This is a genomic window from Comamonas sp. HJ-2 (assembly GCF_053615495.1).
On sequence record NZ_JBSIFD010000006.1, the window covers coordinates 85,769 to 106,174 of the forward strand.

20 protein-coding genes are annotated in these 20,406 nt (G+C 60.5%); 19 read left to right on the forward strand and 1 reads right to left on the reverse strand.

What is annotated here, in order from left to right; translation table 11 throughout:
* Window positions 1–45: 45 nt before the first annotated feature.
* The 11 genes from ACWGXF_RS07360 to ACWGXF_RS07410 all read left to right on the forward strand — a co-directional run bounded on the left by ACWGXF_RS07360 (window position 46) and on the right by ACWGXF_RS07410 (window position 10,802).
* The gene (locus ACWGXF_RS07360; RefSeq protein ID WP_034359353.1) at window positions 46–723 is read left to right on the forward strand and encodes a YfgM family protein; all 678 of its coding nucleotides are present in this window, start codon (window positions 46–48) and stop codon (window positions 721–723) included.
* Between the two features lie 2 nt (window positions 724–725).
* A complete protein-coding gene (gene bamB / locus ACWGXF_RS07365) occupies window positions 726–1,901 on the forward strand; it encodes an outer membrane protein assembly factor BamB (protein WP_256630952.1) in 1,176 nt (391 codons plus the stop codon).
* A gap of 15 nt (window positions 1,902–1,916) precedes the next feature.
* Window positions 1,917–3,257: a ribosome biogenesis GTPase Der gene (gene der, locus ACWGXF_RS07370; protein WP_012839171.1), complete on the forward strand. Its 1,341-nt coding sequence runs from the start codon at window positions 1,917–1,919 to the stop codon at window positions 3,255–3,257.
* A gap of 104 nt (window positions 3,258–3,361) precedes the next feature.
* Complete coding sequence (gene hfq, locus ACWGXF_RS07375) at window positions 3,362–3,616, forward strand: RNA chaperone Hfq (protein ID WP_012839170.1); 255 nt, start codon at window positions 3,362–3,364, stop codon at window positions 3,614–3,616.
* Between the two features lie 101 nt (window positions 3,617–3,717).
* Window positions 3,718–4,881, forward strand: a complete 1,164-nt coding sequence (gene hflX, locus ACWGXF_RS07380; protein ID WP_452101823.1) for a GTPase HflX — start codon at window positions 3,718–3,720, stop codon at window positions 4,879–4,881.
* Between the two features lie 71 nt (window positions 4,882–4,952).
* The gene (hflK, locus tag ACWGXF_RS07385) at window positions 4,953–6,344 is read left to right on the forward strand and encodes an FtsH protease activity modulator HflK (protein WP_034359349.1); all 1,392 of its coding nucleotides are present in this window, start codon (window positions 4,953–4,955) and stop codon (window positions 6,342–6,344) included.
* Between the two features lie 11 nt (window positions 6,345–6,355).
* A complete protein-coding gene (gene hflC, locus ACWGXF_RS07390; RefSeq protein WP_003063801.1) occupies window positions 6,356–7,246 on the forward strand; it encodes a protease modulator HflC in 891 nt (296 codons plus the stop codon).
* Window positions 7,247–7,392: 146 nt separating this feature from the next.
* Window positions 7,393–7,581 carry a DUF2065 family protein gene (locus ACWGXF_RS07395; RefSeq protein WP_012839168.1) on the forward strand — a complete coding sequence of 63 codons (189 nt, stop codon included), beginning with the start codon at window positions 7,393–7,395 and terminating at the stop codon, window positions 7,579–7,581.
* A 93-nt stretch (window positions 7,582–7,674) separates the two neighbouring features.
* Window positions 7,675–8,823: an ATP phosphoribosyltransferase regulatory subunit gene (locus ACWGXF_RS07400; RefSeq protein ID WP_003063798.1), complete on the forward strand. Its 1,149-nt coding sequence runs from the start codon at window positions 7,675–7,677 to the stop codon at window positions 8,821–8,823.
* Between the two features lie 37 nt (window positions 8,824–8,860).
* Window positions 8,861–10,237: an adenylosuccinate synthase gene (locus ACWGXF_RS07405; protein ID WP_003063796.1), complete on the forward strand. Its 1,377-nt coding sequence runs from the start codon at window positions 8,861–8,863 to the stop codon at window positions 10,235–10,237.
* A gap of 40 nt (window positions 10,238–10,277) precedes the next feature.
* Entirely contained in the window at window positions 10,278–10,802 is a 525-nt protein-coding gene (locus ACWGXF_RS07410; protein ID WP_003063794.1) for a phosphoribosyltransferase, read from the forward strand.
* A 116-nt stretch (window positions 10,803–10,918) separates the two neighbouring features.
* On the opposite strand, the gene ACWGXF_RS07415 is transcribed toward ACWGXF_RS07410, so the two are convergent.
* Window positions 10,919–11,065 carry a hypothetical protein gene (locus ACWGXF_RS07415; RefSeq protein WP_165570843.1) on the reverse strand — a complete coding sequence of 49 codons (147 nt, stop codon included), beginning with the start codon at window positions 11,063–11,065 and terminating at the stop codon, window positions 10,919–10,921.
* Between the two features lie 17 nt (window positions 11,066–11,082).
* On the opposite strand from ACWGXF_RS07415, the gene ACWGXF_RS07420 reads away from it, so the two are divergent.
* The 8 genes from ACWGXF_RS07420 to ntrC all read left to right on the forward strand — a co-directional run bounded on the left by ACWGXF_RS07420 (window position 11,083) and on the right by ntrC (window position 20,226).
* Entirely contained in the window at window positions 11,083–12,249 is a 1,167-nt protein-coding gene (locus ACWGXF_RS07420) for a YncE family protein (protein WP_256630951.1), read from the forward strand.
* A gap of 72 nt (window positions 12,250–12,321) precedes the next feature.
* Window positions 12,322–13,149, forward strand: coding sequence for a polysaccharide deacetylase family protein (locus tag ACWGXF_RS07425; RefSeq protein WP_256630950.1), 828 nt, complete (start codon window positions 12,322–12,324; stop codon window positions 13,147–13,149).
* Between the two features lie 21 nt (window positions 13,150–13,170).
* Entirely contained in the window at window positions 13,171–14,151 is a 981-nt protein-coding gene (locus tag ACWGXF_RS07430; protein WP_012839165.1) for a sterol desaturase family protein, read from the forward strand.
* Window positions 14,152–14,165: 14 nt separating this feature from the next.
* Window positions 14,166–15,053 carry an EI24 domain-containing protein gene (locus ACWGXF_RS07435; RefSeq protein WP_003063784.1) on the forward strand — a complete coding sequence of 296 codons (888 nt, stop codon included), beginning with the start codon at window positions 14,166–14,168 and terminating at the stop codon, window positions 15,051–15,053.
* 322 nt (window positions 15,054–15,375) lie between these two features.
* On the forward strand, window positions 15,376–16,791 hold the full coding sequence (glnA, locus tag ACWGXF_RS07440; protein ID WP_003063782.1) for a type I glutamate--ammonia ligase: 1,416 nt from the start codon (window positions 15,376–15,378) through the stop codon (window positions 16,789–16,791).
* Between the two features lie 179 nt (window positions 16,792–16,970).
* Window positions 16,971–17,483 carry a hypothetical protein gene (locus ACWGXF_RS07445; RefSeq protein WP_452101817.1) on the forward strand — a complete coding sequence of 171 codons (513 nt, stop codon included), beginning with the start codon at window positions 16,971–16,973 and terminating at the stop codon, window positions 17,481–17,483.
* A gap of 36 nt (window positions 17,484–17,519) precedes the next feature.
* Window positions 17,520–18,629 (forward strand): nitrogen regulation protein NR(II), encoded by a 1,110-nt coding sequence (gene glnL / locus ACWGXF_RS07450; RefSeq protein ID WP_256630948.1) that lies wholly within the window; start codon window positions 17,520–17,522, stop codon window positions 18,627–18,629.
* 46 nt (window positions 18,630–18,675) lie between these two features.
* Entirely contained in the window at window positions 18,676–20,226 is a 1,551-nt protein-coding gene (ntrC, locus tag ACWGXF_RS07455) for a nitrogen regulation protein NR(I) (RefSeq protein WP_039048797.1), read from the forward strand.
* The last annotated feature ends 180 nt before the right edge of the window (window positions 20,227–20,406 follow it).

Here is a 20,406-nt window from a genome sequence, read left to right on the forward strand (position 1 = left end):
CCGCACCTCATTTTCCGACCAGCGTTCCACTCAATCTAAGTAGCCATGGCAAACCATCTCGATCTTGAAGAACAAGAGCAAATTGAGCAGCTCAAGCATTTCTGGAATTCCTGGGGAACTCTGATCACCAGCGTGCTGGTCGTGGTCTTTCTCGGACTGGCCGGCTGGAACGGCTGGCAGTACTGGCAAAAGCGTCAGGCCACCCAGGCCTCGGCCCTGGAGTTCGCCGTGGACGAAGCGCTGACGGCCAAGGATGCGGCGCGCGCAGACCAGGCTTTCAGCGAGTTGCGGGACAAGTACGCGGGCACGGCACAGGCCGCCCAGACGGCTTTGCTGATGGCCAAGGCCTCGGTGGATGCCGGCAAGCTCGATGACGCCAAGGCTCAGCTGAGCTGGGTGGCCGACAAGGGCGATGAAAGCTTCAAGGCCCTGGCTCGCATTCGTCTGTCTTCCGTGCTGGAGCAGCAAAAAAGCTATGACGAAGGCCTGAAGGTGCTTGAGGCGGCCATGCCCGAGTCCTATGCCGGTCTGCAGGCTGATCGCCGTGGCGATCTGTATGTGGCGCTGGGCAAGCAGGCTGAGGCGGTTGCCCAGTACCAGGCTGCCTACAAGGCACTGGACAAGGATCTGGACTACCGCCATCTGGTGGAATTCAAGCTGAACGCGCTGGGCGTGGCTCCTGAAGCCGCAACCCTGGTCAAGACAACGCCGTCGGAGAAATAATCTTGAAGACTTTTGCCCATCAAGTGAAGTCCGCTGCCCCCGCAGCGCAATCCGCAGCCCGTGTGCTGGTGTTGACTGCTGTGGCCGCGTCGCTGGCTGCCTGCTCCATGTTCGGCGGCAAGGACAAGCCCAAGCCCCTGGACCTGGGGGCCAATCCGGGCAAGATCGCGGTGCATCAGGCTTGGTCGGCCAAGCTCGGCAACGAAGTGCCTCTGGCCATGCCTGCGCTGGTGCAGGGCAATACCGTCACCGTGGTCACCAAGGATGGCAGCGTTACGACGCTTGATGGCAATACCGGCAGCCAGCTGGGCAAGTTCAGTGCGGGCGAGCCGCTGACCACCGGTGTGGGCAGCGACGGACAGCGCACGGCGGTGGTTACACGCAGCAACCAGCTCATGGTGTTTGCCGAAGGCAAGCAGCTGTGGAAGAACAATCTGACTGCCGCAGTCTATACGCCGCCTCTGGTGGCTGGCGGCCGCGTGTTCGTGATGGCGGCGGACCGTTCTCTGGCGGCCTTCGATGCCAATACGGGTCGTGAGCTGTGGTCGGTTGAAGGCCCCAGCAATGAACCGCTTATTCTGCGCCAGCCAGGCGTTTTGCAGGCCGTTGGTAATAATCTGGTGGTAGGCGTGTCCGGACGTCTGGCAGGTGTTGATCCTGACAATGGCTCGGTGCGCTGGATGGCTCCTCTGGCCGCACCGCGCGGGACCAACGATGTGGAGCGACTGGTGGATCTGGTCGGTCCCGTCAGCCGTGTGGGCAGCAGTGTCTGCGCACGTGCGTTCCAGGCCTCGGTGGGGTGCGTGGATGTGAGCACGGCCAATGTGCGCTGGACGCAGACCTCCAAGGGTAGCGATGGCGTGGCGGGCGACGAGCAGGCCGTGTTTGGCGCCGAAAGCAACGGCACGGTACAGGCCTGGAATCGTGCAGACGGTCAGCGTCTGTGGTCCATCGACAAGCTGCAGTACCGCAAGCTGACGGCACCTCTGGTGCTGGGCCGCTCCGTGGTGCTGGCCGATGATTTGGGGACAGTGCATATGCTCTCGCGTGAAGACGGCTCTGCACTGGCCCGTTTGGAAACTGACAAGGCAGGAGTTGCCACTTCCCCGGTTGTCGCCGCCAATACTCTGGTGATCGTCAGCCGAAGCGGAACTGTGTATGGCTTCAAGCCGGATTGATAGGTTGTTTTTGGAATGAAGCCAGTTATTGCCCTGGTAGGGCGCCCCAATGTGGGCAAGTCGACGCTGTTCAATCGACTCACGAAGTCGAGGGATGCCATCGTCGCCGACTTTGCAGGGCTGACGCGTGACCGCCATTACGGCCAGGGCCGTCAGGGCAAGCATGAGTACATCGTCATCGATACGGGCGGCTTCGAGCCGGATGCATCGCGCGGCATCTTCAAGGAGATGGCCAAGCAGACGCAGCAAGCCGTGGCGGAAGCCGATGTCGTGATCTTCGTGCTGGATGCGCGTGCCGGTCTGTCCGGTCAGGATCACGAGATCGGCAACTACCTGCGCCGTCTGGGCAAGCCCACCATTCTGGTGGCCAACAAGGCCGAAGGCATGAAGGATGGCGTGCAGCTGTCCGAGTTCTATGAACTGGGCCTCGGTGAGGTCGTGCCCGTGTCTGCCGCCCACGGTCAGGGTGTGCGCAGCCTGGTCGATGCAGCCCTGGGTCTGCTGAATCTGCCTGAGCCTGAAGACGAGGTCTTTGGCGAGGAAGATCAGAAGCCCGTGCGTCTGGCGGTGGCAGGTCGTCCCAATGCTGGCAAGTCCACGCTGATCAATACCTGGCTGGGTGAAGAGCGCCTGGTGGCTTTTGACATGCCCGGCACCACGCGCGATGCGATCACGGTGCCTTTTGAGCGCAATGGCCAGAAGTTCGAGCTGATCGACACCGCAGGTCTGCGCCGCAAGGGCAAGGTGTTCGAAGCCATCGAGAAATTCTCGGTGGTCAAGACGCTACAGGCCATCGAAGGCGCCAACGTCGTGCTGCTGCTGATCGATGCCACGCAAGGCGTGACCGACCAGGACGCCCATATTGCGGGCTATATCCTGGAAAGCGGCCGCTCGGTCGTGCTGGGCATCAACAAATGGGATGCCGTGGATGACTACCAGCGTCAGATGCTGGAGCGCTCCATCGAGACGCGCCTGTCCTTCCTGAAGTTTGCGCCGCTGCACTTCATCTCGGCACAAAAGCGCCAGGGTCTCGAGCCGCTGTGGAAATCCATCATCCAGGCCCATCGTGCAGCCACCTGCAAGATGCCTACTCCTGTGCTGACACGCATTCTGATGGAGTCGATCCAGTTCCAGACGCCCAAGAAGGTGGGAGCCTATCGTCCCAAGATGCGCTATGCCCACCAGGGCGGCATGAACCCGCCCATCATCGTGATCCATGGCAACTCGCTGGAACTGGTCACCGATGCGTACAAGCGCTTTCTGGAAGGTCGTTTCCGCAAGGAGTTCAATCTTGTCGGCACCCCGTTGCGCATCGACTTGAAAACCTCCCATAATCCTTACGCCGACAAGGATTAATAGCTGTCTGCTGGTGCCTACGGGAAAACCCTTTTCGCTGTTTTTCCCGGGCCCTGTGGTAATGTGTCGGTTTACAACAACACTCTTCGAACACGGAGAATATCGTGAGCAATAAAGGTCAACTCCTCCAAGATCCGTTCCTGAACGCACTGCGTCGTGAACATGTGCCGGTCTCCATCTATCTGGTCAACGGCATCAAGCTGCAGGGCCAAATCGAGTCGTTCGACCAATATGTGGTGCTTTTGCGCAACACTGTGACCCAGATGGTATACAAGCACGCCATCTCCACCATCGTTCCCGGTCGCGCCGTGAACTTCTCGGCCGCTACTCCGGCTGACAACGACGCCGCTGCTGCCTAAGCTTTCTTGCGTCAACGCCCGCCGGCTAGTCCGGCGCGGCTCTTACCCTACGGGACAGGTATTTGAGTTCTGAATCCTTTGAACGTTCCGCGTCTGCGCCAGTGCTGCTGGTGGGCGTGGAATTTGGTGTTCCCCATTTCGATGACGAGCTGGAAGAGCTGGGCCTGCTGGCACAGACTGCTGGCTTGCAACCCGTGGCGCGCTTGACCTGCAAGCGCAAAGCTCCCGATCCCGCGTTGTTCGTGGGCAGTGGCAAGGCGGATGAGATCCGCATGCTGGCCCAGATGCACGGCGCCAAGGAAGTCTGGTTCGACCAGGCTCTGAGCCCGGCGCAGCAGCGCAATCTGGAGCGCCATATCCAGATGCCGGTCAACGACCGGACCATGCTGATCCTGGAAATCTTCGCCCAGCGTGCACGCAGCCATGAAGGCAAACTGCAGGTGGAACTGGCTCGCCTGCAATACATCAGCACGCGCCTGGTGCGCCGCTGGAGTCACCTGGAGCGCCAGGCTGGCGGTATCGGTGGCCGTGGCGGCCCCGGTGAAAAGCAGATCGAGCTTGACCGCCGCATGATTGACGATGCCATCAAGCGCACCAAGGAGCGCCTGAAAAAGGTCAAGAAGCAGCGTTCTACGCAGAGGCGTCAGCGCTCGCGTCGCGAAGTTTTCAATATTTCCCTGGTTGGCTATACCAATGCCGGCAAATCCACGCTGTTCAATGCCATGGTGAAGGCTCGCGCCTATGCCGCAGATCAGCTGTTTGCCACGCTGGATACCACCACCCGGCAGATGTATCTGGCGGAGGCCGAGGAGTCGGTTTCCCTGTCGGATACCGTCGGTTTTATTCGTGACTTGCCGCACGGTCTGGTGGATGCTTTCCAGGCCACCTTGCAGGAGGCGATTGACGCCGATCTGCTGCTGCATGTCGTGGATGCATCGAACCCCGGATTCCCCGAACAAATACAACAAGTCCAAAAAGTTCTGGGTGAAATCGGGGCCGATGATGTGCCCCAGATTCTGGTTTTCAACAAGCTGGATGCCATTGAGCCCGAGCGTCAGCCTGCCATGCTGCAGGATATGTATGAGCTCGATGGCACGCCGGTGCCGCGTGTGTTTGTCAGTGCTCGCTCGGGGCAGGGGCTGGCGCAGCTGCGGCAGATGTTGGCTGACCGGGTTTTGCAGGTACGTGAAGAGGCGGCACGCGAAGAAGTCGAGGGGCAGGACGATACGTACTGGATGTCCCCTGATGACGACGCGCAATACTAGGGGCTTGCGTTCCTATTGGGCACAATGCTTGCCATGGTCCATGTCTTTTTGAAAACACAGAGACGTCTCGCATGAATTTTTCACAACGCGTCCATCGCCTGGCGGTGCTGCCGCAACGCATTCGCGGGATGTTCAATTTGAACGATCCGCGCTGGGGTCGTGGCGACAACAACAACGAAGATGGCTCCAAGCCGGACGGCTCGGCACCCGAAGGGGAGCGTCCTCCGATGCCGCCCGCACCCGAGCAGCGACCCCGTCCTTCCTCTCCTCAGCAAGGCCAGCCGCCTGATCTGGAAGAGGTGTGGCGTGATCTCAATCGCAAGCTTTCCGGCCTGTTTGGTGGTGGCTCCGGCAACGGCCGTGGTGTGCCGCCCAGCCGCAGCGGCGGTCAGCCTGGCGAGCCTTTCAACCCCGGCAAAGGAATTTTCCTGATTGCCGGCGTGGCTGTGCTGATCTGGCTGGGTACGGGCTTTTTCATCGTGCAGGAAGGCCAGCAGGCCGTCATCACGCAGTTCGGCAAGTACAAGAGCACCGTGGGAGCGGGCTTCAACTGGCGCCTGCCTTATCCCGTTCAAAAGCATGAGCTGGTCTATGTTTCGCAGATTCGCTCTGCGGAAGTGGGGAGCGACAACATCGTGCGCAGCACGGGGTTGCGTGAATCGGCAATGCTGACCGAGGACGAGAACATCGTCGAGATCAAGTTTGCCGTGCAGTACCGACTGAGCGATGCGCGAGCCTGGCTGTTCGAAAGCCGCAGTCCTTCCGAGGCCGTGATCCAGGTGGCAGAGTCCGCCGTGCGTGAAGTCGTCGGCAAGATGAAGATGGACGCGGCTCTGGCTGAGGAGCGTGACCAGATCGCGCCGCGAGTGCGCGATCTGATGCAGTCCATTCTGGATCGCTACAAGGTGGGCGTTGAGGTGGTGGGCATCAATATGCAGCAAGGCGGCGTGCGGCCGCCCGAGCAGGTGCAGGCCTCGTTTGACGATGTGCTCAAGGCTGGTCAGGAGCGTGAGCGTGCCAAGAATGAGGCCCAGGCTTATGCCAACGATGTGGTGCCCCGTGCTGCGGGTGCAGCGGCGCGTCTGGGTGAGGAGGCTGCTGCCTACAAGTCCAAGATCGTGGCCCAGGCTCAGGGTGATGCCGGACGCTTCAGTTCGCTGTATTCCGAGTACCAGAAGGCTCCTCAGGTCACACGTGACCGTCTTTACATCGATGCGATGCAGCAGGTCTACACCAACGTGACCAAGGTTCTGGTGGAGTCGCGCCAGGGCTCCAATCTGCTGTATCTGCCTCTGGACAAGATCATGCAGAACGTGGGTGGCAGCGCCGCTGCTCCTGCTGCGTCGGGTGATGCAGCTGCCGGCGGCGCAGCTTCGGCTCCAGCCAACGTACGTGTAGTACCCAATCCAGCCGGTGATGCCCGCAGCCGCGATGCGCGCAGCCGTGACCGTGACGCACGCTAGGAGAGAATGCAGTGAATCGAATCGGATTTTTTGTCACCAGCATTCTCGTGGTGCTGGCCTTGCTGAGCTCGACCCTGTTTGTCGTGGATCAGCGTCAGTTCGGTGTGGTCTATGCGCTGGGTCAGATCAAGGAAGTAATCACCGAGCCCGGGCTTAACTTCAAGCTGCCGCCACCGCTGCAGAACGTGCGTTACATCGACAAGCGTCTGCTGACGCTCGACAGCACCGATACCGAGCCCATGCTCACGGCTGAAAAGCAGCGCGTGGTCATCGACTGGTATGTGCGCTGGCGCATCTCCGAGCCTTCGGAATACATCCGTAACGTGGGTCTGGATGAATCTGCCGGTGCCATGCAGCTCAACCGCGTGGTGCGCAATGCCTTTCAGGAAGAGATCAACCGCCGTACCGTGCGTGAGTTGCTGTCTTCCAAGCGTGAAACGCTGATGGCCGACGTCAAGCGTGAAGTGCTGGAAACCGTGCGCGGCTCCAAGCCCTGGGGTGTCGACATCGTCGATGTGCGCATCACTCGCGTGGACTATGCCGAGACCATCACCGAGTCCGTCTATCGCCGTATGGAGGCCGAACGCAAGCGCGTGGCCAACGAGCTGCGCTCCACAGGCGCGGCTGAGGGTGAAAAGATTCGCGCCGAGGCCGACCGTCAACGTGACATCACCATTGCCAATGCCTACCGCGATGCACAGAAGATCAAGGGTGAGGGCGATGCTGAAGCGGCACGGGTCTACGCAGAAGCCTTTGGCAAGGATCCGCAGTTTGCGCAGTTCTATCGCAGTCTGGATGCTTACAAGGAGAGCTTCTCCAAGAAGAGCGATGTGCTGGTGTTAGATCCTTCGCAAAGCGACTTCTTCAAGGCTTATCGCAGTGGCGGCTCCGCTGGCAAATAGGCCTTGGCTTGCGCAAATTCGGATCAGGCATGGTGTTTTGCCGATAGAAATGCCTGTTGTGCATCCTTGTTTGCGCAAGTTCGGAAAGCTCTGACAACGATACAAGCAATGGCCCCTTGAGGGCCATTTTCTATTGGGAGATGGCAATGGACTGGTGGGAGATCCTGGGACTGGCGATCGCCATGTTGCTGGTGCTGGAGGGGCTGCTGCCCCTGTTCGCGCCCGGGCTGTGGCGCCAGCTGTTTTCCCAGTTGCTGCAACTCAGGGATGGGCAGCTGCGCTTTTGCGGATTGCTCTGTATCGCAGCAGGCGCCATCATGCTGGTGCTGCTTTAAATACTGCCGATACTGGCTAGGCCTTAGCGGTCAAATTGGGCAGGGCTGGCAAAGCCGGTAGAATCGCATTTTTAACAGCCTCCCCATTTCTCCATGTCTGCTTGGGTCCTGCCGGATCACATTGCCGATGTTTTGCCCTCCGAGGCACGGCACATCGAAGAATTGCGTCGAGGATTGCTCGATACTGCGCGCAGCTATGGCTATGAGCTTGTCATGCCACCCATGCTGGAGTATCTGGAGTCCTTGCTGACGGGTACAGGCGAAGCTCTTGCCCTTCAAACCTCCAAACTGATTGACCAGCTCTCCGGTCGCACCATGGGCCTGCGTGCAGACATGACGCAGCAGGTGGCACGCATTGATGCACATTTGCTCAATCGCAAGGGCGTAACCCGTCTGTGCTACTGCGGTCCTGTCGTTCATGCGCGCCCCGATCGTCCGCGTGCCACGCGTGAGCCGTTCCAGTTCGGTGCTGAAATCTACGGCCATGAAGGCCTGGAAGCCGACCTCGAAGCCCTGCATCTGGCTCTCGACTGCCTCAAGGGAGCGGGCGTCAAGGACGTCATCGTGGATCTGGCCGATGTGCGCATTGTGCGCAGCCTGCTGGCTGGCGTGATGGTGGACGAGCAGGTGCTGCGTGGCGTGCATGCGGCCCTGGCCTCCAAGGATGCAACCGAGCTGGCTCAGCTGACCCGCGATTTCCCCGAAGCCTCGCGTGAAGGCCTGATGGCGCTGCTGCAGTTGTACGGCGGCATGGAAGTGCTCGATCAAGCTGAAAAGCTGCTGGAGCGCACTGCCGGCGTGCGCAATGTGCTGTCACATTTGCGCTGGCTGGTGCAGCATCTGGATGGCGTCAAGGTCAGCTTCGACCTCGCCGACCTGCGTGGCTACTCCTACTACAGCGGCACGCGCTTTGCGATCTATGTGCCCGGCGGCAGCGATGCCCTGGTGCGCGGTGGCCGTTACGACGAAGTCGGTGCAGTGTTCGGGCGCAATCGTCCCGCTGCCGGCTTCAGTCTCGATATCAAACAACTGGTGGCTGTCGTGCCCGAGCGTCCGCTCAAGGCTGCCATTCGCGCCCCCTGGGGTGATGACGCGCAAGTGGCTGCCGCCATTGCCGCATTGCGCCAGCAGGGCGAGACGGTGGTCTGCGTGCTGCCAGGGCATGAAAGCGAAGTGGATGAGTTCCACTGCGACCGTGAGCTTGCCAATGTCGGCGGGCAATGGGTCGTGCAAGCCATTTAAGGCATTTGACTAATTCTTCGATTTATCGGATTGGAATATGAATACATCCAAAGGTCGCAATGTGGTCGTCGTCGGCACCCAGTGGGGTGATGAGGGCAAGGGCAAGCTGGTTGACTGGCTGACCGAAAGCGCCAACGGCGTCGTGCGTTTCCAGGGCGGTCACAACGCCGGTCACACACTGGTCATCAACGGCGTGAAGACGGCTCTGCACCTGATTCCCAGCGGCATCATGCGTCCCGGCGTGAAGTGCTACATCGGCAACGGTGTGGTGCTCTCCGTGGGCAAGCTGTTTGAAGAAATCGAAGGCCTGGAAAAGGCCGGCGTGCAAGTGCGTGAGCGTCTGCGCGTGTCCGAAGCCTGCCCGCTGATCCTGCCTTTCCACCAGGCTCTGGACGTGGCCCGTGAAGCGGCCCGTGAAAAGGGTGGCGTGCAGAAGATCGGTACCACCGGCAAGGGCATCGGCCCCTCCTATGAAGACAAGATCGCCCGCCGTGCCCTGCGTGTGCAGGACCTGAAGCACCCCGAGCGCTTCGCCACCAAGCTGCGCGAGCTGCTGAGCCTGCACAACCACATTCTGGTGAACGTGCTGGGTTCCAAGAACTTCGACTTCGGCGCCGGCCTGGCTCCCTACATGAAGGACGGCGAAGTTCAGTTCGACGCCGTGTACGAAGAAGCCATGCGTCATGCCGAGCTGATCAAGCCCATGATTGCCGATGTTTCGCGCGAGCTCAATGCCGTTCACGCCGAAGGCGGCAACCTGCTGTTCGAAGGCGCGCAAGGCACGCTGCTGGACGTGGATCACGGCACCTACCCCTATGTCACATCGTCCAACTGCGTGGCCGGCAATGCCGCCGCAGGCGCTGGCGTGGGCCCGGGTCTGCTGCACTACATCCTGGGCATCACCAAGGCTTACTGCACCCGCGTGGGCGGCGGTCCCTTCCCCACCGAGCTGGAATGGGAAAAGGAAGGCACTCCCGGCTGGGTCATGTCCACCGTGGGCGCAGAGAAGGGCGTGACCACCGGTCGTTCGCGCCGCTGCGGCTGGTTCGATGCTGCGTTGCTCAAGCGTTCGGCCCAGATCAACGGTCTGTCCGGCCTGTGCATCACCAAGCTGGACGTGCTGGACGGCATCGAAGAGCTGCAACTGTGCGTGGGCTACGAGCTGGACGGCGAGAAGATCGACCTGCTGCCTCTGGGCGCGGACGATATCGAGCGCTGCAAGCCCATCTACGAATCCATCCCTGGCTGGACAGACTCCACCGTGGGCGTGACCGAATACGACAAGCTGCCCGTGAACGCCCGCCGCTATCTGGACCGTATCGCCGAAGTGACCGGTGTGCCCATTGCCATGGTGTCCACCAGCCCCGACCGCGACCACACCATCCTGATGCACAACCCGTACAGCGCCGCCTGATCGGGCCGGGTTTTACTGAACTTTCAAAGGAACTGTGCCCATGCTGACAGAAGACGGTAAGCACCTGTATGTGAGCTACGACGAGTACCACGGTCTCATCGAAAAGCTCGCCATCAAGATCCACCAGTCCGGCTGGGAATTCGACACCATCCTGTGCCTGGCACGCGGTGGTCTGCGTCCCGGCGACATCCTGAGCCGCATTTTCGACAAGCCCCTGGCCATCATGTCCACCAGCTCCTATCGCGCCGAAGCCGGCACGGTGCAGGGCCATCTGGACATCGGCCGCTTCATCGCCACGCCCAAGGGCGATATTTCCGGCCGCGTGCTGCTGGTGGACGATCTGGCGGACTCGGGCGCCACGCTCAAGGCCGTGATCGCCATGCTCAAGACCAACTACGCACCTATTACGGAGCTGCGCAGCGCCGTGATCTGGACCAAGGGCGTGTCGACCTTCGAGCCTGACTACTCGGTGGACTTCCTGGCCACCAACCCCTGGATTCACCAGCCTTTCGAAGGCTATGACACGCTGAATCCCGAAAAGCTGGCGGAGAAGTGGAAGGTCTGAGGACCCGTCACCGACGTTGGCAAAGGAGCCCTTTTGGGGCTCCTTTTTTTATAGAGCAATGATGTTCATCAATAGATGAGCGTCATGTGCCTTTATTCCAACGGTTTCAAGCTTTTTTAAAGCTGTACCGTAATAAAAGCAGGAGCTAGCTGCTCCTGTTTTTGAATTGTTGTCATGATGCGGCCTGCGCCGATCAGGCAAGCTTGGCGCGGCATTTCAACAAGCTTTGTAAACCAGAAGGCTTGTGTTGGCAGCGGCTGCATTGACGCAGCTACACTGCATGGATTCTGAGAAGGTGGTGGTTGTGGGACGTCTTTCTATTGGGCGCACTGGCGCTGCTGTGGCATTGGTCGTGGGCGTGGGCGCCGCGGCATGGTTGGGGGCTTCGGCCTTTCCCGGTTTCAAGTCTGCCAAGGCAGCCGCTCCTGCGGTCGCTGCCGCTCCTGTGGTCGCGCCCGCGGCGGCAGTTGCAACCGGTGCACCTGTGTCGCCCGCCGCTGTCAAGCCCGCACAGGCTGCGCGTGCAGTGCAAGGCCCAACGCCCATCTTCGTGCTGAATTCCCTGGATGCATCCATCAGCGTGATCGATCCGCAGACCTGGAAGGAGCAGTCGCGCATTCCCACGGGCAAGGAGCCTCATCACCTGTATCTGACGCCAGATGAGAAGTCGCTGGTGGTGGCCAATGCGCTGGGCGATTCGCTGACTCTGGTGGATCCGCGCACGGGTGCCGTGCAGCGCGTGATCCGCGATATCGTGGACCCGTACCACCTGCGCTTTTCGCCGGATATGAAGTGGTTTGTCACGGCAGCCAACCGCCTCAACCACATCGATTTTTACCGCTGGGATGCGGCCACGCAGACGCCGACCCTGGTCAAGCGCGTCTCCACCGGCAAGACGCCCAGCCATTTGTTCATCGACGCGCAGAGCAAGACGCTGTACTCCACCATGCAGGACAGCGACGCCCTGGTGGCCATCGATATCGCCACCCAGACCATCAAGGCCCGAGTGCCCACCGGCCCCATGCCTGCCGACGTCTATGGCAGCCCTGACGGCAAAAAGCTGTTTGTCGGCCTGACGGGCGGCGATGGTGTCGAAGTGTTCGACATCACCGGTCCCGAACCACGCAGCCTGGGTCAGATCAAGACGGCAGCTGGCGCCCATGCCTTCCGCGCCGCCGGCGATGACCGCCATCTGTACGTGAGCAATCGCGTGGCCAATACCATCAGCAAGATCGATATGGTCAGCAGCCAGGTCGTTGCCAATTACCCGGCCCCTGGCGGCCCCGACTGCATGGATGTCTCGGCCGACGGCCGCTACATCTTCGTGGCCTCGCGCTGGGCGCGCAAGCTGTCGGTGATCGACACGGTGGAGAAGAAGGTGGTCAATCAGGTCAATGTGGGCAAGTCGCCTCACGGTGTCTGGACGCTGTCCCACGCCGCGCGCTAAGGTGCTTGTCCCTGCTGCATCGAAACGGCAGGGATGGCTTGGGCTCCGTGTTGACCACCTTAAGGAGGGTGGATGCAAAGACGTTGTTTCATGCTCGGCTCGCTGGTCGGCGGCCTGTCTGCCGTTCCAGCCTTTGCTGCCGAAGCGGCAAAGAAGATGGCTTCAGGCGTTTGCTCCAAGGCGGTCTACCTGACCTTCGACACCGGGCATATGGGCATAGCCCAGCTTGTCGCCCAGGTGCTGCAAAAGCACAAGGTTCCCGTCACATTCTTTGCGGCCAATGAGGCCACGAAGGAGGGGGGCAGCAGTCTGGGCGACTTCTGGGCGCCCTGGTGGAAGGCGCGTGCCGACGAAGGTCACCAGCTCGCATCCCATACCTTCGACCACATGTACTGGCTGGCCGATATCCGCGACAAGGCCTCGGGTCAGGTCACGCACTTCAAGGTCAAGCCCTCGGCCGGGTCCAGAGCCGGTCAGAGCTTTGTGGTATCTGCCGATGAATATCGCCAGGAGATTGCGCGCTCCGCCCAGCGGCTGACCCAGATCACGGGGCGCAAGACCTTGCCGCTGTATCGTGCGCCGGGCGGCAAGACATCGCCCGCGCTGATTGCCGCAGCGCAGCAGGGTGGCTTTCAGCATGTGGGCTGGGCGCCGGCAGGCTTTCTGGGCGACGAGCTGCCCAGCGACAAATATCCGAATGAACGCTTGCTGGCCCAGGCACTCAAAAACATAGGCGGCGGCGATATCTTGCTGGCCCACCTCGGCATCTGGTCGCGCCAGGATCCCTGGGCCCCGGCGGTGCTGGAGCCTCTGATCGTCGGTCTGCTGGATAAGGGTTTTTGCTTTCGTACGCTGGCCGAGCATCCGGCGTACCAGGGCTGGATTGCGCAGCACCGCTGAGTGCTGCAAGAGGAGTGAGTTGTGGATTGGTTGGTTCAGATGTTTGGAGAGGCACAGCAACGCTTGTTTGAAGGCGTGGTTCAGCCGTTTCTGTTCCATTTCGGCATGGCAAACCTGCTCGAAGATGGCTACACGGCCACAGGCTGGCTGCTGGTGGGCTTGCTGCAGATAGCGGTCATGGTCGCGGTGATCGTGCCGCTGCAGCGCTGGAGGCCGGTCGAGCCCGTGGTGGACCGTCAGGCGATTCGTGTGGACATCCTCTATACGCTGATTCATCGGCTGGGACTGTTCAGGCTGGCCTTGTTCTTCACGACGGAGCCGCTGTGGAATTCGCTCATGGGCCAGCTTCATGTCTGGGGCTTGCCGGGCTTTCACCTTGACGACCTTTGGCCGGGTGTGACGGACAATGCCTGGGTCAGCCTGTTGATGTATCTGGTCGTCTTCGATCTGGTCGAGTACTGGATTCATCGAGGCCAGCACGGTTTTACCTGGTGGTGGAAGCTGCATGCCGTGCACCACTCGCAGCGCCAGATGACGGTGTGGAGCGACAACCGCAATCACCTGCTCGACGACGTGATCCATGACGCCATCATCGTGCTGGTGGCACAGCTGATTGGCGTGGCTCCGGGGCAGTTCGTGGCCATCGTGGCCCTGACCCAGCTCAGCGAGAGCTTTCAGCATGCCAACGTGCGCATCTGGTTTGGCCAGCTGGGCGAGCGCCTGTGGATCAGTCCACGCTTTCACCGCCGCCACCACGCCATCGGTATCGGCCACGAACCCATGGCGCCCGTGCGCAACAAGAAGGTGCATGGCAACAATTTCGGCGTATTGTTGCCTTGGTGGGACATATTGTTTGGCACGGCCAACTTTGATCTGCGCTATGACCCCACGGGCATTCGCGATCAGGTGCAAGCGAATGCAAAAGGTCAATTGCGCGACTATGGCCGTGGCTTCTGGGCGCAGCAGTGGCTGGCTGTCCTGCGATTGATGGGTCGCGCATAAGTCAATCCTTGAGTATGCTTGCCAGCATGAGCTTGCTACTCGACTCTTTTTGGCGTGCCATGGCGTATTGCCTGCATAAGCGGGTCATTGTCTGGTCACTCCTGCCGCTGCTGGCCATGGCCTTGATGGCCTGGCTTCTGGGTTACTTCTTCTGGGCCGATGCGGTCCTCAAGGTGCAAAGCCTGCTGGACGGGGTGGGCTGGCTGCATTCCTTATGGCTATGGCTGCAGGGGCTGGGCCTTGGGTATGCCTCGGAGGTGGTGGCTTCCATTTTTGTTGTGTTGGGCGCAATGCCGGTACTCGTGGTGCTGGTTTTGCTGCTGGTGGGCCTGTTCATGGCGCCTGTGCTGACACAGCTGGTGGCCGAGAAACGCTTTGTCGGGCTCGAGAAAAAGCATGGTGGTTCCACCGTAGCCAGCCTGGTCTGGTCGGGCGGCTCCACGTTGATTGCGCTACTGGCCTTGTTTGTCACTCTGCCGCTATGGGTGTTCCCGCCGCTGATGCTGGTGGTGGCGCCTTTGATCTGGGGATGGCTCACCTACAGGGTCATGGCATTTGACGCCTTGTCCGAGCATGCCAGCAAGGACGAGCGCCGGGCCCTGTTTGCCCGTCACCGCATGTCGCTCATTCTGATGGGTGTGATCTGCGGCTATCTGGGCGCAGCACCTGGTGTGGTCTGGATTTCCGGGCTGCTGTTCCTGGCCGCTTTCTGGATTCTGGTTCCGATTGCGATCTGGATCTATGCGCTGGTGTTTGCCTTCTCTGCACTGTGGTTTGCTCACTTCTGCCTGGCGGCGCTGGAGCAAATGAGGGCGCAGACCATGCCAAGTGCTGCCGACCCGCAGGTCCCGTTTGCACCTGGTGCAGATGATTCGGATGGTGCAGCTTCGGTGGCTCGCTGAGAAGCGTCTGCAGCAGGGCGAATCAGGTGTCATGCACCAAAAACAATCCTATTTCCAAATTGCACCATATTGGTGCAATGATATTCACCAAGATGGTGCAATTGTGAGGCGTGCTCTGGCAGTGAGACAATGCGCGTCTGTTTGGTGCAGTTTGCAGATGCAGCTCTGGTAAGTGCCTATGTCTTGTGCCGAATATCTTTACACCAAGGCTCGGTTTCGGTGCGCAGATGTTGTTGTGAGGCGCCGAGTTCGAGTTGGCACGCAAACTGCTAGATACTATTCATTCTTTATTTGATCAGCCAAAGTTGGCAGGAGAGATCTAATGGCGAAGACCGTTGCAGACGTGATGCAGATGGTGCAGGATAACGAGGTCAAGTTCGTGGACCTGCGCTTTACCGATACCCGCGGCAAGGAACAGCACGTGACCGTGCCCGTGTCGCACTTCGACGAGGACAAGTTCGCCTCGGGCCATGCTTTCGACGGTTCTTCCGTTGCCGGCTGGAAGGGTATCGAAGCCTCGGACATGCAGCTGGTTCCCGATCCCAACACTGCCAATATCGATCCCTTCTTCGAAGAAACCACACTGATTCTGCAGTGCGATGTGATCGAACCCGGTGATGGCAAGGCCTACGACCGCGATCCCCGCTCCATCGCCAAGCGTGCCGAAGCCTATCTGAAGGCTTCCGGCCTGGGCGATACCGCTTACTTCGGTCCCGAACCCGAATTCTTCATCTTCGACGGCGTGCGCTGGGGTACAGAGCCTCACAACCCCTTCTTCGAAATCGAAGAATACGAGGCTCCCTGGAACACCGGCACCAAGTTCGAAACCGGTAACCGTGGTCACCGTCCTCGCGTCAAGGGTGGCTACTTCCCCGTTCCTCCTGTCGACAGCACCCAGGACATGCGTGCAGAGATGTCGCTGCTGCTGGAAGCGGTCGGCATCCCTGTCGAAGTGTTCCACCATGAAGTGGCCGGCGCCGGTCAGAACGAAATCGGCACACGCTTCTCGACCCTGGTCGAGCGTGCCGACTGGACACAGCTGCAGAAGTACATCATCTGGAACGTGGCCAACACCTACGGCAAGACGGCAACCTTCATGCCCAAGCCCTACGCTGGCGATAACGGCTCCGGCATGCACGTGCACCAGTCCGTGTGGAAGGATGGCAAGAACCTGTTTGCCGGCGACGGCTATGCCGGCCTGTCCGACTTCGCCCTGTACTACATCGGCGGCATCATCAAGCACGCTCGTGCGCTGAACGCCATCACCAATCCCGGCACCAACAGCTACAAGCGTCTGGTTCCCGGCTTCGAAGCGCCCGTGAAGCTGGCCTACTCGGCCAAGAATCGCTCGGCCTCCATCCGTATTCCTTACGTCAGCAATCCCAAGGCTCGTCGCGTGGAAGCCCGCTTCCCCGATCCTCTGATGAACCCCTACCTGGGTTTCGCAGCTCTGCTGATGGCCGGCCTGGACGGCGTGGAAAACAAGATCCATCCCGGCGAAGCCGCGACCAAGGATCTCTACCACCTGCCTCCCGAGGAAGACAAGCTGGTGCCTACCGTCTGCCACAGCCTGGATCAGGCTCTGGAAGCCCTGGACGCCGACCGTGCGTTCCTGACCAAGGGCGGTGTGTTCTCCGACAGCATGCTGGATGCCTACATCGAGCTGAAGATGGGCGAAGTGACTCGCTATCGCCAGTCGGTGCACCCTGTCGAATACGATATGTACTTCTCGCTGTAAAGCAGAGGTCAAAAAAGGCGGCGCAAGCCGCCTTTTTTATTGAGCGCCCGCTGCGGCGGGCGTGGCAGCAAAGGAACCAAACGGGTTGGTGGCGGTCAAGTAGTCAATAAAAGCCGCAGGCTTGGAGCGATACTCAGGGTATTGCGGACTTGCGGCCGCCGTCTGCCTGAGAGGACCGAATGAAGAAGTTTTATGTGTTGTCGTTGCTGTGTCTTGCATCCGGGCTGGTTTCTGCCCAGGATGTGATCTACCGCTGCGGCAATGAGTACACCAACAATGTTTCGCAGGCCAAGGCCAAAGGGTGCAAGCCGGTCGATGGCAGTGGCGTGACGGTGATTCACGGCACCAGGCCCTCGGGTGGCAATGCCGCTGCGGCTGCGGCCAAGCCCAAGCCGGCAAGTAGCTCTGCATCGAGCGCGCCGGCCCCGGCTCGCAGCGACAATGCCGCGCAGAAAGCGCGTGACTCCGATGCACGAGCCATCCTGCAAGGCGAGCTGAACAAGGCCCAGGCCAGACTGTCCGAGCTGAAGGCGGAGTACAACGATGGCAACCCCGTGCGCACGGCGCTGGAGTTGCGCAATCCTCAGGGCTACCCGGAGCGGGTGGCCAGGCTCAAGGCCGATATCACACGTCAGGAAAGTGATATCGCAGGCATCAGGCGAGAGCTGGACCGGCTGCCTGCGGTCAATTAATCCGGCCCCTGGGGCTGGTCATTTTTGGTCTATCGAATGAGTTCCACTGCAGCCCCGCTCCCCGATATCGCCAGGCCTGATCCGGATCAGGCCAATGCTCACGGCTACCAGTCGCTGGACTGGCTTTGCACCCTGATTGCCGTGCTTGACGAGTATGGCATGGTGCGCTTCGTCAACGCGGCGCTGGAAAACGCCCTGGGCCAGTCGCGCCGCATCATGGTCGGCAGTGACTTCGCCACCTGCTTTGCCGAGCCTGCCTTGCTGGACAAGGCGCTCAGCGGCGCCCGTTCCAACGACTTTGCTGCGCTGCGCTTCGAGGCCAGCCTGCTGCGCCTGGGGCAGGAGCCCTTGCCGATTCACGCGGCGGTTTCGCTGGCCGAGAAGGCCGGTCATGTCATGGTGGAGATGTGGCCGCTGGAGCAGCAGGCCCGTCAGGATCGCGAGGAGCGCATCCGAGAGCAGGCGCTGGCGAACAAGGAACTGATCCGCAATCTGGCGCACGAGATCAAGAATCCGCTGGGCGGCATTCGCGGCGCGGCCCAGTTGCTGCAGATGGATCTGGTCACGCCCGAGTTGCTGGAATACACCACGGTCATCATTCACGAGGCCGATCGCCTGCAGGCGCTGGTGGACAGATTGCTGGCCCCGCATCGCCACCCGCATGAGGTGGGCGACGTCAACATCCACGAGGTCTGCGAGCGCGTGCGTTCGCTGGTGCTGGTCGAGCATCCTCAGGGGCTCAAGATCACGCGCGACTATGACATTTCCATTCCCGAGTTCAGAGGCGACAGCGCACAGCTGATACAGGCTCTGCTCAATATCGTTCAGAACGCGGCACAGGCGCTGGGGCGGCGCATTGCAGAGGGCGATGCCGAGATCATTCTGAAGACGCGTGTGGCCAGACAGGTCACTCTGGGGCGCGAGCGCTACAGATTGGCACTGGAATTGCATGTAATCGACAACGGGTCAGGCGTGCCAGATGCCATCAAGGAGCGGATTTTCTATCCTTTGGTCTCAGGCAGAGACGGCGGATCCGGCCTGGGGCTGACGCTGGCTCAGACCTTTGTGCAGCGTCACCATGGCCTGATCGAGTGCGAGAGCCAGCCGGGGAGGACGGATTTCCGAATCCTGATACCACTGCCATAAAGCCTGACATTATCAATATGCAGAAGAAGGGAAGGATGTTGCACGAATGAAGCCAATCTGGATTGTGGACGACGACCCTTCCATCCGCTTTGTGCTTGAAAAGGCACTGGGGCGTGAAGGCTGGCCCATTCGCAGCTTTACCCAGCCGCGTGATGTGCTCAAGGCCCTGGCTGATGTGGACAACAGCGATCCCGAGCGTCAGGCTCCACAGGTGCTGGTCAGCGATATACGCATGCCTGGCGGTTCGGGCCTTGAGCTGTTGGAGCAGGTCAGGGCGCAGCAGCCTGGACTGCCCATGATCATCATGACGGCCTATTCCGATCTGGACAGTGCCGTCTCGGCGTTCCAGCGTGGGGCCTTCGAGTATCTGCCCAAGCCCTTCGACGTACCCAAGGCCGTAGAGTTGATCCGGCGCGCCGTCGAGGAAAGCCAGCGCGAGGAGGTGGCGGATGTGCAGGCTCCGGTGCAGGCGGAAATGCTGGGTCAGGCACCCGCCATGCAGGACGTGTTTCGCGCCATCGGCAGACTGAGCCAGAGTCATGTCACGGTGCTGATCACCGGGGAGTCCGGTGCCGGCAAGGAGCTGGTGGCACGGGCTCTGCACAAGCATTCTCCGGTTGCCGGCGGACCGTTTGTGGCCATCAATACCGCAGCCATCCCGAAAGATCTGCTGGAGTCCGAGCTGTTCGGCCACGAGCGCGGCGCCTTTACCGGCGCGCAGACCCAGCGCAGGGGGCGTTTCGAGCAGGCCGAAGGCGGTACGCTGTTTCTCGATGAAATCGGAGACATGCCGTTCGAGCTGCAGACGCGTCTGCTGCGGGTGCTCTCCGACGGTCATTTCTACCGGGTTGGCGGACATCAGGCCGTCAAGGCCCATGTGCGTGTGATTGCGGCGACGCACCAGGATCTGGAGTTGCGCGTCAAGGACGGAGCTTTCCGCGAGGACTTGTTCCATCGCCTGAATGTGATCCGTCTGCGCCTGCCTGCATTGCGCGAGCGCAAGGAAGACGTGCCCATGCTGACCCAGCATTTCCTGCAGCAAAGCGCGCGTCAGCTGGGGGTTGAGCCCAAACGCATGAGCACGGCCGCCATGAGCCGCCTGCAGGCCTTCAACTTCCCGGGCAATGTGCGCCAGCTGGAAAACATCTGCCACTGGTTGACCGTCATGGCTCCGGCCCAGCAGATTGCACTCAAGGACTTGCCGCCCGAAGTGCTGGGCAGCTCTGCACCGGTGAGCACAGCAGTCTTTGCCGGCGCATTGAGCAGTGGTGTGGGCCTGGACCAGTCCAGGGCAAATCTGCCTGAGGCGGCATCCATGTCCGTGCCAGGCACTGCGGCAACGCCTTTGACCGAAGCTCCGGCATTGACCGAGGGCTGGCTGGAAGGGTTGGGCAAGCAGGCCGAGGAGCTTTTGTCGCAAGGCCACCACGATGTATGGGATCAGCTGTCCCATCAGTTCGAGGCTCAGTTGCTGCGAACGGCCCTGGCAGCCACACATGGTCGCAGAGTCGAGGCTGCCAGCCGGCTGGGGATTGGCCGCAACACCATCACCCGGAAGCTGCAGGAGCTGGGGCTGGAAAACGAGAATTTCGACTGAAGCAGTGAAGTGGTCACTTGCTTTCGCGGTGGGTTTTATCCGTCCTACATGGTGCAATCACGGTTGACGACATAAGGCAGATGGCGCAGGGATAAAAATCAACAGGCCTTTTGTTGATTGGACTGTTTGCGTTGTCTGCCTTGCCTTTACCCATCTCTTTCCCGCCTGCACCGGAGTCTT

What these genes read in the sequence shown, in the direction of transcription:
- hflK (WP_034359349.1), top strand. Translation starts at nt 4,953, where the DNA reads ATGAATTTTTCACAACGCGTCCATCGCCTGGCGGTGCTGCCGCAACGC.
- ACWGXF_RS07425 (WP_256630950.1), top strand. Translation starts at nt 12,322, where the DNA reads ATGCAAAGACGTTGTTTCATGCTCGGCTCGCTGGTCGGCGGCCTGTCT.
- ACWGXF_RS07360 (WP_034359353.1), top strand. Translation starts at nt 46, where the DNA reads ATGGCAAACCATCTCGATCTTGAAGAACAAGAGCAAATTGAGCAGCTC.
- ACWGXF_RS07445 (WP_452101817.1), top strand. Translation starts at nt 16,971, where the DNA reads ATGAAGAAGTTTTATGTGTTGTCGTTGCTGTGTCTTGCATCCGGGCTG.
- ntrC (WP_039048797.1), top strand. Translation starts at nt 18,676, where the DNA reads ATGAAGCCAATCTGGATTGTGGACGACGACCCTTCCATCCGCTTTGTG.
- der (WP_012839171.1), top strand. Translation starts at nt 1,917, where the DNA reads ATGAAGCCAGTTATTGCCCTGGTAGGGCGCCCCAATGTGGGCAAGTCG.
- ACWGXF_RS07400 (WP_003063798.1), top strand. Translation starts at nt 7,675, where the DNA reads ATGTCTGCTTGGGTCCTGCCGGATCACATTGCCGATGTTTTGCCCTCC.
- glnL (WP_256630948.1), top strand. Translation starts at nt 17,520, where the DNA reads ATGAGTTCCACTGCAGCCCCGCTCCCCGATATCGCCAGGCCTGATCCG.
- ACWGXF_RS07410 (WP_003063794.1), top strand. Translation starts at nt 10,278, where the DNA reads ATGCTGACAGAAGACGGTAAGCACCTGTATGTGAGCTACGACGAGTAC.
- glnA (WP_003063782.1), top strand. Translation starts at nt 15,376, where the DNA reads ATGGCGAAGACCGTTGCAGACGTGATGCAGATGGTGCAGGATAACGAG.
- ACWGXF_RS07405 (WP_003063796.1), top strand. Translation starts at nt 8,861, where the DNA reads ATGAATACATCCAAAGGTCGCAATGTGGTCGTCGTCGGCACCCAGTGG.
- ACWGXF_RS07395 (WP_012839168.1), top strand. Translation starts at nt 7,393, where the DNA reads ATGGACTGGTGGGAGATCCTGGGACTGGCGATCGCCATGTTGCTGGTG.
- ACWGXF_RS07415 (WP_165570843.1), bottom strand. Translation starts at nt 11,065, where the DNA reads ATGCAGCCGCTGCCAACACAAGCCTTCTGGTTTACAAAGCTTGTTGAA.
- ACWGXF_RS07420 (WP_256630951.1), top strand. Translation starts at nt 11,083, where the DNA reads ATGGATTCTGAGAAGGTGGTGGTTGTGGGACGTCTTTCTATTGGGCGC.
- ACWGXF_RS07435 (WP_003063784.1), top strand. Translation starts at nt 14,166, where the DNA reads ATGCTTGCCAGCATGAGCTTGCTACTCGACTCTTTTTGGCGTGCCATG.